The organism is Sphingopyxis sp. H115 (genome assembly GCF_001468465.1).
GTDB lineage: Bacteria > Pseudomonadota > Alphaproteobacteria > Sphingomonadales > Sphingomonadaceae > Sphingopyxis.
Map to the genome: position 1 here is coordinate 56,577 of NZ_LNSA01000022.1, position 11,149 is coordinate 67,725.

Below are 11,149 nucleotides of genomic sequence, written 5' to 3' on the forward strand. Positions count from 1 at the left end.
CGGGGGCGTAATATGCAGGGCTGCGTCAGCCGCCGCGATTTCCTGCAGGCGAGCGCGATCGCGGGAGCCATCCTGTCGAGCGCCGGTGCGCGCGCCGCACCGCGCATCGCAGCGGCCGACGTGGACGCGCTGCTGGCCCGCATGACCCTCGACGAAAAGCTTGGCCAGCTCGCTCAGGCGCGCGGCGAGCGGAACGACACGGGCCCCTTCGTGCCAGCTGGAAGCGAAGCCGATGTCCGTGCCGGCCGGGTCGGCTCGTTTCTGAGCGTCTATGGCGCCGAAACGACCCGGCGCCTCCAGCGGATCGCGGTCGAAGAAACCCGTCTCGGCATTCCGCTGCTCTTTGCCGACGATGTGATCCACGGATTCCGCACCATCTTTCCAGTGCCGATCGGCGAAGCGGCGAGCTTCGACCTGGCGGCGGCCGAAGCGGCGGCGCGGATCGCGGCGATCGAGGCGACCGCCAACGGCCTCCACTGGACCTATGCTCCCATGGTCGACATGGCGCGCGATCCGCGATGGGGCCGCGTCGTCGAAGGCGCGGGCGAGGATGTCGAGCTCGCTTGCCGCTTTGCCGAGGCGCGTGTGCGGGGATTCCAGGGACGGAGTCTGTCGGACCCCGATGCGATGCTGGCGACGGCCAAGCATTTCGTCGCATATGGCGATGCCGAAGGCGGGCGCGACTATGATGTCGCCGATGTATCCGACCGAAGGCTCGCCGAATATTATTATCCTCCCTTCCGGGATGCGATCGCGGCCGGCGCCGCGAGTGTCATGGTCGCGTTCAACGAGGTCAACGGCGTACCGATGCACGCCAATCGCGATCTCCTGACGGGCGTACTGCGCGGCGACTGGCATTTCGACGGCCTGATCGTCAGCGATTACACGGGCGTCCGCGAACTCGTGGCGCACGGCGTCGCAGCGAACGACGAGGCGGCCGGAATCCTCGCGCTGGAGGCGGGCATCGATGTCGACATGGTGAGCGGCATCTATGTCAATACGTTGCCGGGCGCGGCGCGGCGCGGGAAGGTCGATGTCGCACGTATCGACGCGGCGGTGCGCCGCATCCTGTCGGCCAAGGCGGTGCTGGGATTGTTCGACGACCCCTATCGCAACTGCAACCCGGCGCGGGCCAAACGCCAGACGCTTCGCCCCGCGCATCGTGCTGCCGCGCGCGATCTGGCGCGCAAGAGCATGGTGCTGTTGCAGAACGAGGGCAATATCCTGCCTCTATCGAAAGCGCTGCGGTCGGTGGCGGTCATCGGACCGCTCGCCGACGATCGTCGCTCGATGCTCGGAAGCTGGGCCCCCACGGGCGTCGCCGGCGATGCGATCACGCCGCTCGAAGGCGTGAAGGCGGCGCTCGGCCCGAGGGTGAAAATCTTCGGCGCTGCGGGCGGCGATGCGGCGCTGGACGCCGCGCGCGGCGCCGACGCCGTCGTCCTGTGCATCGGCGAGCATTGGGACGAGAGCGGCGAAGCGCGCAGCCGGGTCGCGCTCGACCTCGCGCCCGACCAACAGGCGATGGCCGACACGATCCTTGCGCTGGAAAAGCCTGTCGCGGTCGTGATCTTCGCCGGCCGACCGCTCACCATCAACACCCTCGCACACCGCGCACCCGCGATATTATGGGCCTGGTATCCGGGCGTCGAAGCGGGGCACGCGCTCGCCGACATCCTGTTCGGCGACGTCAGTCCCTCGGGTCGTCTACCGATGAGCTTCCCGCGGGCCGTGGGTCAGATCCCCATCCATTATGACCGACGCAGCACGGGGCGACCGGCTAGCGAAAGCGAACGGAACAGCGCCAAATATGTGGATGCGCCGTGGACTCCGCTTTATCCGTTCGGACATGGTCTCGGCTATTCGCCGGTGCGCTATGCGGGGTTGGAGTTGTCGAGCGAGCGGTTGGCTTCGGATGGCGTGCTGCAGGTAGGCTTTTCCGTTCATAATGCGGGCGCGCATGCGGTCGAGGAGGTCGTCCAGCTCTATCTGCGCGACGATGTCGCCAGCACGACGCGACCATTGAAGGCGCTCAAGCGTTTCGCTCGCGTCGCGCTCGCGCCCGGCGAAACAAAGCCGGTCCGTTTCACGCTCGGCGCGCGCGATTTCGCGTTGCTCGACCACGATCTCCGGCCGGTAGTCGAACCGGGAAGTTTCACGCTTTACGTCGGTGGCAGTTCGGCAACCGAACTCGAAGCACATTTTACGATCGAAGGCGAAGGGAATCGGGCAATATGAGGCTATTGTCGAAGCCATTTCCGCCGCGCGCGGGCGGATTTCTTGCGCTGGTTATGATTGTGCTTCTGACCTTTCCGGCCACGCAGCCTCTTCATGCGAAGACACTGTCCACGACGGCCCCCACGCTGGCACCCTTCGAAGCCGCGCCGCTCTCGATCGGCGTTTCCTGGTACCCCGAACAATGGCCGGAAAGCCAATGGGAAGCGGACCTCGCATTGATGCGGCGGGCGGGCGTTTCGGTCGTGCGGCTCGGCGAGTTCGCCTGGGCGCGGCTCGAACCGCGCGATGGCGAATTCGATTTCGGCTGGATCGATCGCGCGGTGGCGCTTGCCGGGCGCCATGGCATTCGCGTCGTGCTCGGCACACCGACCGCCGCGCCGCCGGTCTGGCTGACCGAGGCGCATCCCGACGTGCTTCGGGTCAACGAGGACGGTAGCGTCGAGGGGCACGGCGAACGCCGCCAGTTCTCTTTCGCCAGCGCGACCTATCGCCGTTATACGGTGCGCATAGCGGGAGAGATGGCGCGGCGTTACGGGCGCAACCCTGACGTGGTGGGTTGGCAGATCGACAATGAGATTGGCGTACCTTCGTTCGATCGCGAGGCGAAGGCACGGTGGGCGAGGTGGCTCACTGCGCGCTATGGTACGGTCGAGGAACTCAATCGGCGCTGGACGACCGATTACTGGAGCCAGCGATACCAGCGCTTCGATCAAGTGCCGCTGAAGTCGAAAGGACCGCAGAACCCGGCACTGCTGCTCGACTTCAAACGGTTCGCCAGTTTCCTCTGGGCGGAATATGTCGACGAGCAGGCGGCCGCGATCCGCACCCACGCGGACAGGCGGCAGTTCGTTACCACCAACTCGACCGCATGGAACAATAATTTCGACCAGTATCTTGTTCATCGCGGCCTCGATCTCGCCGCATGGGATGATTATGTTCCGAACGGCCGTCCTGACTGGACCGCGAATGCCCTGCATCATGACGTCGTTCGTGGGTACAGGCAGCGCAATTTCTGGATCATGGAAACCCAGCCCGGCCGCGTTGACTGGGGGGCGCTCAATCGATCGCTCGACCCCGGCCAGACGCGCGAACTGGCGTGGCAGGCGGTCGGCCGTGGCGCCGATGCGATCCTCTACTGGCAGTGGCGCAGCGCATTGAACGGGCAGGAGCAATATCATGGTACGCTTGTCGGTCCCGACGGGCAGCCGATGCCGGTCTTCGATGAAATTGCGCGGACGGCACGCGAAATGGCGGCGATGTCACGGTGGTTGAAAGATACGCAGCCCGAGAAAGCCGAGGTCGCTCTGCTCTACTCGCAGGAAAGCCGTTGGGCGATCGAGGCGGAGCGGCACAGTCGCGACTATGATCCCGTCGCAACGATCACGGACTGGTATCGCCCGTTCGCCGACGATGGCTATCGAGTGGACGTACTTCCGCCCGACGCGGATCTTGCAGGCTATCGCCTGGTCGTGGCGCCGAATCTCAATATCTTGTCGGGCGACACCGCGGAACGGCTGAAGGCTTATGTCGAGCGGGGAGGCCATCTGGTCCTCGGTCCCCGATCGGGAATGAAGGACGGCGACAACGCACTGTGGCCGATGCGCCAGCCCGGACCGCTGGGGACCTCGCTTGGCGGACGTGTCGGTTATTATTATCCGCTGGACGGCCCAGTTGCAATGTCGGCGATATTTGGCGACACCACTGCGCATATATGGGGCGAGGTGCTCGAACCCGTCGCCGACGACACTAAGGTGCTGGGGCGTTTCGGCAGCGATCAGGGTTGGCTTTCGGGGCAGCCCGCCCTCCTGCGACGAAAGGTTGGACGAGGCAGCATCGCCTACCTTGGCGCCATTCTCGATCAGCAGGGGCAGGGCCGCTTTACCCGTTGGATGATCACGGAGGCCGCCGTGCCGCGTCCCTTGATGACGCCGGTCGACGGTGTCGAGTTCATGACGCGCGCGCGCGGTGCCGAACGCTTCATCATCGCCGTCAACCACGGTGAAACGGCAAAGCGAATATCTCTGCCCGCTGGAGCTGGTTGGCTACATTCCGATGATGTGCAGGGTGATATGCTGCGGCCCCATGGTGTCGCACTGGCCCATGTTAAGCATGGCACAAGATAGGTCGTAATGGTGTCGGTGTCACGCTGTGGGGCCCATCCCCTCATTGTATGTCGCCGGCCGCTGCGTTCGCGGTTCAGATGATGGCCTAAGCGGATCTCGGAAAGCGGGCGTCGGACGGATCTGCGGCGACAAGGCGCCTGGAACTTGCTCGTAACAGGCCTTCCGAACGCGGCCCAAAAGCTGCCGGTTGGGATCTTCTCTTACTCTTCCGGTCTCACCCCGACGCGTCCGACGTTTGGCTGCGGCAAAACTGGTAGCCTGGCGCCGGCGCGAATATCGCTGCCATGGCGAAAAGGGATAAGTGTGTGGCCGGGGAGGGCATTCCATTCGTTGCTCAGATGGCGATGAACGAGCGTGCGATCGGGTTCGAACCTTGAATTCCACGGCCGGGGTGACCGGCGTCACCCTTACGAGAAGGAATGTTCGTGACCAAAGCGATATTGATCGAGCGCGAAAATGATAAGCATGTCGCCGCGTTGCGTGAGATCGACGACGGGCTTTTGTCCGTTGGCAACGTCGTCGTCGATGTGGAATATTCGACGATGAACTATAAGGACGGACTGTTGATCACCGGCGAGCGGTCGCTCGTGACCAAATTCCCGATGATCCCCGGCATCGATTTTGCGGGAGTTGTCGCTGATAGCGAGGACCCGCGATGGCAGCAGGGTGACCGGGTTGTCGCCAACGGGTTCGGTCTTGGCGAGCGCCATCTTGGCGGGCTTGCTCAGCGGGTACGGGTGGAAGGCGACTGGCTGGTTCGTCTGCCCGACAATGTTTCGCCGTTCCAAGCCGCCGCCATCGGCACAGCGGGATATACGGCAATGCTTTGCGTGCTCCGCCTGGAAAGGCTGGGGGTTCTTCCCGACGATGGCGATATTCTGGTCACCGGGGCGAGCGGCGGCGTCGGCGGCGTGGCGGTCGCGCTGCTCAGCAAGCTCGGCTATCGGGTCGTCGCCGCAACGGGCCGGATGAGCGAGGCGGATTATCTGAAATCGCTCGGCGCCGCGGAAATCCTCGACCGGGCCGAACTGGCGGCACCCGGCGAACCCATGCAGCGGCAGCGCTGGGCGGGCGCCATCGATACGGCGGGCAGTCATACGCTGGTCAATGTCATCGCAGGCATTCGTTATGGCGGCGTGGTCGCTGCCACGGGGCTTGCGCATGGGATCGACTTTCCCGCGACGATGTTTCCATTCATTCTGCGCGACATCACCTTGTCGGGCGTCGACAGCGTCATGCAGCCGATGGCGGCGCGCGAAGAGGCGTGGGCGCGCCTCGCGACCGATCTCGACGTAGCGAAGCTGGAGGCGATGGTCGAGGAGATCGGGCTGTCCGATGTGATCGAGCGCGCGCCGCGTATCCTGGCCGGGGAAATTCGCGGCCGAACTGTTGTCGACGTCAATCGCGACTGAAGACCGACTGGCTGATGATGATGGTCGACGGCCGGTCCCGCAATGCGGAGCCGGCCGCCGAATCTTATTGGGCCGTCATGCCGCCATCGACGACCATTTCCGAGCCGGTCATGAAAGCGGCGTCGTCCGAAGCGAGAAAGGCAACCGCGGCGGCGACATCGGCATCGCGTCCGAAGCGGCCGAGCGGGTGCAGTCCGCCTACCGCGACGCGGGCGTCGCTCTCGACGACACCGAGCCGATCGGAGAATCCCGCCACCAGTTCGCTGCCCATCACCGTGTCAATGACGCCGGGGTGGACCGAATTGACGCGGATGCCTTGGCTGGCGAGTTCAATGGCGACCCCCTTGGTGAACAGGCGAACGGCGCCCTTGGACGCATTGTAGCAGCTGGTGTTCGGCGAACCGATCAGCCCGGCGACCGAAGACAGGTTTATGATCGAACCACCGGCGGCCCAAAGGCTGGCCCGTTCCGCGAGAAGAGGGGCCGCATAGCGACAGCCGAGGAATACCCCTTCGACATTGACGGTATGGATGCGCCGCCAATCGTCGAGGGTGGTATCCGCGAGCGATTTCATCAGGAAGAGGCCGGCGTTGTTGACCAATATGTCCAGGCCGCCGAAGCGGTCCTGTGCAAGGGACATGGCGCTTGCCCAATCCGCTTCGCTGACCCGCTCGGGCAAGATCATGCGCCGCATCCTGCGCAAGATCGCCGAAAATGATTTCGGATCGCTCGGCGACACCTCGACCCTCGCCGACCCCAGCCTCGTTGACGGACTGATCGAGGGGCGCAAGAACCGGTAAAAATGCCGCAGCCTCCCGCCAGCATTGGACGGGCCCGATTCGGGCCGTCTCCGCAGAAGGGCTGGGCAGGCCCCCTGCGCCGCAGAGTAGCGGTGAAGATCGGGACATGAATGGAACTGCAATGGCGCGCGTGGGAACTTTCACACGCGCAGACAGTCGCAAACTCAAGAAGTCACCGAACCCGTCAGCGGCGCCGGCGATCATTTGCTCCGGTCCAGTGCCCACGTCATCAGCCAGCTCCGCCGGCATGCTCGACTATCCTGTCGATTTGTCCCTTTATTGCGGCTCGTGGATCGGCTTTCTGCTCACCCTTCGCGCTCGCTGCAAACCTCGAACTTCCGGCTCTGATGCATGAGCCATGGCCCTAAATGCGGACGGTCTATGCCGCCAATTCGGGCATCGGGTAGGGCTCGGCAGTTATAGCCGCTATTTCGAGCTTGCTTCCGAAAGTTACCGGTCCGCTATACGGCCAATGACGGACACTATAGGATGGCTGGCCCACTTCGTAGCCGGGCTCACGGTTCGATCGATGAGGGTGCCGTCGATTTCCAAAGGAAAAATGGTGGACGCACTTTTTTTAGGGCTCGAACCTAGGACCCGCTGATTAAGAGTCATTGGTTCTTCTAAAATATTGATCTTGTGTCTTTTTATTCTTTCCGTTTTCGTTGGGGCCTCCCACACGTAAACGGCAAACAGGCCAAAGGTTTTTAGGTCGTCGGCCCCGTTATTTCTCACACGGTCAGGGCCTGAAATGATAGGGATAGATTGTCCGTATGTCGCAGATTTATTGGCCACATATGGCCAAATGCCTGTGCGGTAAATCGTTCTTCAGATGACCTCAGCCAAGAACTTGAGGTGATAGCGAGCATGGCGATGCTCACCCGTTCGGTAAAGCGCTCCGAGCTCGACCAGCTTTGTTAGATCGCGCGTAGCCGTCGCAGGAGCGGCGCCGGTGATCGTTTGATAGTTGCGAGCACTCAATCCACCTGTGAAGCCATCAGGGCCTTCCGCGAATATGCGTAGGATAGCTTTCTCCTGTCGTTCGTTGATTTGCCCTTGGATGCTGTCGAACAGGCGTGTCTTTCCGATCAAAAAGCGAACCTCGAGCAGGGTGCGTTCCTGCGCTTCCAGCACGATCGCTCCGAACCAGTTCAACCAGTCGTCGATCCCGAGATCGCGGCTCCCTCTATGAAGAGCGGCGTAATAGTCTTTGCGATGCCGATGGATGGTTTTGGCCAGAGCGGTCAGTGTGGGCGCGTTCAGGGCTTGCGCGAGAGCCTTTTCCGCGATCGCTCTCCCGATACGTCCATTGCCGTCCTCAAAGGGGTGGATGCTTTCGAACCAGAGATGAGCAATGCCAGCGCGCAAGACGGGGCCGAGCGGCTTCCTCCCGTCCGGTGCGCTATCGTTGAACCAGGCAATGAAGGCTTTCATCTCCCCCGCGACCTCAGATGAGGGCGGTGCTTCGAAGTGGACGCGCGGCGCATGGAGAGGGCCCGAAACGATCTGCATCGCATCCTCATGCGTTCGATAACGCCCGACGTCGACGATATCGCGCCTGCCGTTCATCAGCATTGCGTGCCAGTTGAACAGAAGCTCGTCGTTCAAGGGCATTGCGTAGCGTTGAAACAGGTCCGCCATGAGCTCGGCGGCGCCCGCCTCGGCATTGCCGACGCGCCGTTTTTCAGCAGTCAGGCCCAAGTGGCGGGCGAGGGACGACTGCACGCTTGCGCGATCCAGAATCTCACCCTCGATCGCTGAGCTCTCGATCGTTTCCTGAGAGATGAGGTCCAGCGTTAAACCCTGCCGCGCTTCCTGATCGACGTGATGTAGTGCGCCGATGACAACGCCGGCTCCCTTTAGGAAACTGGCCTCCACATCCTGGAGGAGGGAAGGGGAATAACGGAATGACGGCCAGTCTGCTTGTTGCCAATTCCACTGCATGATCGATACCGAGCCCTTCTATCGATCACGATAGCGGTATTTTATGATCGATAGAAGCACCTTCTATCGATCATCCGCACTCGGCCCATTGAGCTTCCGAAATCATTTTGTTCCTGTAAGGAGCCCAACCCCACGCCGTAACTGATTACAGGATCGCATCCATTTCATGATTCCCAAGAGCCGTCGCAAGCGAATTTCCAAAGCACCAGTGCTCCCGGCCCAACCAAATAAGAAACGCGGTCCCAAGCCGCGCGCTATCGTGGAGTTTCCCGAGCCGAACTCGACCATGTGGGGCGATCGGGACATATTCCACGAGGCGCTGGCGCTGCATATGGAGCGGCACGGCGACACCGCGTGGCATCTGCATAAAGCGATTATTGGACCAAAGGACCGTATCGACCGGAAGACCATCGTGCATTGGGTCGCTGGCACAAAGGTACCGCGATCCGTTACAAGCCTGGAAATTCTGAGCCGCATCGAGACGCGCTATCGCCTTCCGGCCGGTTACTTCGCCGCCAAGCTTCCGCATACCGGGCGAGCGGGGAGCGGGCATACCAAACTCGGCGAGATGAGTGTGGCGGAACGCCGCCGGATGGCCTGGCATCTGCCCAATGATTTTGACAGGCGCCCCCTTCGCGAGCGCCGCGAGATTTTGGACTGGGTACGGAAGGTCATTATTTCCGGCGCCACCGACTATCGTCGCTATCAGGCCATGGCCATGCGGCAACGTTATGCGCTTCGCTTCCCGGATCTGAACAACATTCGGCCGCAGGTCCCGGTTGAGCCTGCCGAAGAGTTCGACCTCGGCGAACTGGATGACATCGAACTCGAACTCGTGTCGACATCGCGCGATGCCCCGCGAGCGTTGGCGGAGGAAGTCGCACATCTCATTCAATTCAAGACGGCGACGCTTACCGAGATCGGTTATCAGCGCAACGGCGTCTGGAATGAGCAGACCGCGCTTCAAAAAGTCGATCATCTTGGACTGCTATTCGGCGCGCTCGCCGCGTCGCCCGACGGGGCAGTCGCTGGTTTGGGCGTGCCACTCGCCAAGCTCAGCGTCGCTCTGCTGGTTTTTCCTGCCGTCTGGGACTGGTACGTAAGATGGCGAGAGCGGCGGCGCGGCTTCTTTACTATCTGGGAAGTCAACATGGTGCAGCTTGGGTTGGCGATGACCCGCGCGGACACCGGCTGGCTCCGGCAGCGACCGGATCTGGCGCATAGGCTGCGCCAGATCCCCGGGTTGGTGTCGGAAGCGGACATCCAAGCTGCGCAATCGGATTGGGACGGGGTTTGCGAGGCCTTCTACTCTCACGGCATGGTCCGAGCGAAAGAGATTCAGCGTGTCGCAAAGGTCCATCGCGATACGTTCGAACCGATTATGGTCGAGCTGGAGGCGGATAGCCCCATCGGCGAGTATCGGCGGATCGCGGAGGAGATTGTACGGTTGATGCCGTCTGCGGGGCGCTATCCTCGTCCGGCAGCCGAAGCCATGCGTTCGTTGCTCTTGATCCGGCTCGGGCTGCATTTGGGCATCCGACAACGAAACATGCGGGAACTGCTCCTTTGTCCGCGTGGCGGGACTCCGAGGTCGGAGCGCCAGCTTGAAGCGCAGAGGTGCGGCGAACTGCGCTGGAGCACCAAGGAGAAGGGGTGGGAGGTGCTCATCCCCGCTGCGGCCTTCAAGAACGCGAATTCCTCTTTCTTCGCGAAGCGGCCGTATCGGCTGCTGCTGCCGGACGTTGGAGATCTCTATCGCTTTATTGATAGATATATCCGGATACATCGCCCGGTTCTGCTCAACGGTGCTCCGGATCCCGGCAACTTCTTTGTGAAGACGGTAAAATCCACCAGCCGAGAAGCCGCATACAGCCAGTCTGCATTCTATGAAGCATGGCGGCTGACCATTCAGCGCTATGGGATTTTCAACCCCTATACCAAGCGTGGAGCGATTGAGGGATTGTTGCCGCATGGGCCTCATAATGTGCGCGATGTTCTTGCCACGCATATCCTCAAAGAAACCGGATCGTACGAGCAGGCGGGCTATGCAATTCAAGATACCGCAGATGTGGTCGCCCAGCATTACGGGCGGTTTCTGCCGGAGAACAAAATTGCGCTGGCAGCGAAAGTGATCAACCAAGTCTGGGCTGTGGCTTGAGAACAGCAGGGGAGGCGATGGCGGCGGCGTCCGATTTGCGCCCGATCTTGGTCATTCGACCACGAATAACCTGCGTCCGAAAGCGGCCATTGGATTTGACGCACGAAATGTGACCGTGTTTCGCTCCATTCTTTTTCGCTGAGGACTTACGAACGTTCAGGCATCGCCTCGATCGGCGGCACGCTCATGGCACTGAATGCTGTTGCCAACTGACCTATCCCGGACGCTCGCACATATCTTGTGTCAGGGCGACGGGGTTATTTCTGCTTATTGATATCTGGTTCCAAAGCTGACGGTCAGCAATCGGCCACGAGTTTCTATCGAGGGCGATAAGGTTCGCAGGCGATTCCGTCGCCATCGCCATCCATCTCGGGGGGTCGCGTCCGTCAAGGTGGTGTAATTTCGGCTGTGGCCGTGGGCCATCGTCAGGCGGCTTTGGCGGTGATGTGTAGGGGCTGATTTTCCTCCTCGATC

The 11,149-nt window shown here is 61.9% G+C and carries 7 protein-coding genes and 1 pseudogene; 5 read left to right on the forward strand and 3 right to left on the reverse strand.

Annotation, left to right across the window (positions count from 1 at the left end; all coding sequences use genetic code 11):
• The first annotated feature begins 12 nt into the window (after positions 1-12).
• From ATE71_RS15270 to ATE71_RS15280, 3 genes are all read left to right on the forward strand, one after another.
• Complete coding sequence (locus ATE71_RS15270) at positions 13-2,238, forward strand: glycoside hydrolase family 3 N-terminal domain-containing protein (RefSeq protein WP_054588730.1); 2,226 nt, start codon at positions 13-15, stop codon at positions 2,236-2,238.
• 53 nt (positions 2,239-2,291) lie between these two features.
• The gene (locus tag ATE71_RS15275) at positions 2,292-4,361 is read left to right on the forward strand and encodes a beta-galactosidase (protein WP_158500100.1); all 2,070 of its coding nucleotides are present in this window, start codon (positions 2,292-2,294) and stop codon (positions 4,359-4,361) included.
• Positions 4,362-4,786: 425 nt separating this feature from the next.
• Entirely contained in the window at positions 4,787-5,773 is a 987-nt protein-coding gene (locus ATE71_RS15280) for an MDR family oxidoreductase (protein ID WP_054590310.1), read from the forward strand.
• 64 nt (positions 5,774-5,837) lie between these two features.
• Here ATE71_RS15280 and ATE71_RS15285 read toward each other — a convergent pair whose 3' ends face one another.
• Entirely contained in the window at positions 5,838-6,413 is a 576-nt protein-coding gene (locus ATE71_RS15285; RefSeq protein WP_054588729.1) for an SDR family NAD(P)-dependent oxidoreductase, read from the reverse strand.
• Here ATE71_RS15285 and ATE71_RS22555 point away from each other — a divergent pair.
• On the forward strand, positions 6,412-6,573 hold the full coding sequence (locus ATE71_RS22555) for a hypothetical protein (RefSeq protein WP_158500099.1): 162 nt from the start codon (positions 6,412-6,414) through the stop codon (positions 6,571-6,573). The genes ATE71_RS15285 and ATE71_RS22555 overlap by 2 nt on opposite strands.
• An 828-nt stretch (positions 6,574-7,401) precedes the next feature.
• Here the strand turns inward: ATE71_RS22555 and ATE71_RS15290 are convergent.
• On the reverse strand, positions 7,402-8,517 hold the full coding sequence (locus ATE71_RS15290; RefSeq protein WP_054588728.1) for a Fic family protein: 1,116 nt from the start codon (positions 8,515-8,517) through the stop codon (positions 7,402-7,404).
• A 166-nt stretch (positions 8,518-8,683) separates the two neighbouring features.
• Here ATE71_RS15290 and ATE71_RS15295 point away from each other — a divergent pair, with 166 nt between their 5' ends.
• A complete protein-coding gene (locus ATE71_RS15295; RefSeq protein ID WP_058804211.1) occupies positions 8,684-10,675 on the forward strand; it encodes a hypothetical protein in 1,992 nt (663 codons plus the stop codon).
• Positions 10,676-10,992: 317 nt separating this feature from the next.
• On the opposite strand, the pseudogene ATE71_RS23180 reads toward ATE71_RS15295, so the two are convergent.
• A pseudogene (locus tag ATE71_RS23180) lies at positions 10,993-11,049 on the reverse strand (excalibur calcium-binding domain-containing protein); the annotation flags it as partial.
• Between the last annotated feature and the right edge of the window lie 100 nt (positions 11,050-11,149).